Raw genomic sequence first — 1,410 nt, 5'->3', positions numbered from 1 at the left:
GAAGCAAATGTTGAAATCATTAAAGATAAAGAAACGATAGATTGGCTATGGGAAAAACAAGATAAAACCTTTTTTGATTCTAAAGAAGACCCTGATTTATGTATAATCAAAGCCACACCTAAATCTATTAAGATTATGAATGATGGTAGTATAGATACGCCACAAACGATTACGATTGATTAATGTAACTAACAAACAAGCGTTTAATTCCCTTCATTAGATAAGAAAATTAAACGCTTGTTGTGTTAAATACCATTTTTTATATCAGCTAATATTTCTTCAACTGTTATTTTAGCACTTGTTAATACGATGGGAACGCCTGCTCCTGGATGAACACTTGCTCCAGCAAAATATAAATTTTTGTAATCTCTACTTACATTAGGTGGTCTATAGTAGTTACTTTGAGCTAATGTAGGCATTAGTCCAAAGGCTGCTCCAAATTTTGCATTATAATCATCTTCAAAATCTTCAGGTGTATAAATGATTTCAGTGACAACCTGCTCTTTCAAATTTTTTAAAGCTTTAATGGTTGAAAGCTTTTTATAAATAATATTCTTCACATGTGTGATTGTTGTCTCATTGGACCAATCCACATCACCCGTTTTTAATTCTGAAACAGGCATAAGTACATAAACACCTGTCTGACCTTCTGGCGCTAACGACTTATCTTCCACGCTTGGTGCATAGACATATATGGAAGGATCTTCAGATATTTCCCCAGTAAAGATTTCGTTAATGTTATTATCAAAATCCTTTGAAAATATAACATTATGTAATAAAATTTCTTCAGATAAATCTTTATCTACACCCACATACATCAAAAAGGCAGAACAAGAATAGTCCATATTATCAACTTTTTGTTTTGTATATTTTTTAGGCTGTTGTTCATCTTTAATTAAAGATGAGGCTGCATATGGGAAGTCTGCAGTACATAATATTTTGTCATACTTCTCAATACGGCCATTTATTTTCAGACCTTCAGCACGCTTAAAACGTGTATCAATGATAATCTCTTCAACACTCGCATCTGTATAAATTTGAGTGCCTAGTTCCTCATTTAATGTTTGAAGCGCATTGACGAAGCTATACATACCACCTTTAATAAAATGTACGCCAAACATTAATTCAATCATTGGTATAATAGAATATAGTGAAGGACTTCGTTTGGGGTCAATGCCTATATACAATGTTTGGAACGCTAATATTTTTTGAATTTTCTCATTATCAACATATTTTTCAATTAAGTTATCTGCTTTATCAAATGTTTTTAATTTCATACCTTGATATAAAGTAAAAGGATTATAAAAATCAGTAGGTTTTCTAAACGTTCGCTCTAAAAAATGTTTGCGTGCAATTTCATATCTTTCGTATATATCAGTTAAAAATGACATAAAACCATGTGTGGAGTTA

General features: G+C 31.3%; 2 protein-coding genes. One reads left to right on the top strand and one right to left on the bottom strand.

Annotated elements, in window-relative coordinates; translation table 11 throughout:
• The coding region (locus tag ACF91D_RS30295; protein ID WP_483883395.1) for a pyridoxamine 5'-phosphate oxidase family protein at positions 1–183 on the top strand (183 nt) is incomplete at its 5' end.
• Between the two features lie 62 nt (positions 184–245).
• On the opposite strand, the gene ACF91D_RS30290 is transcribed toward ACF91D_RS30295, so the two are convergent.
• Positions 246–1,410 (bottom strand): phytoene desaturase family protein (locus ACF91D_RS30290; protein ID WP_392438444.1); only part of this gene is annotated, 1,165 nt, incomplete at its 5' end.

Source organism: Staphylococcus sp. 231237_7MaSpsaltlick, assembly GCF_043107035.1.
Note: the sequence above shows the minus strand (reverse complement) of the source record. Positions and strands in the feature narration are given on the sequence as shown.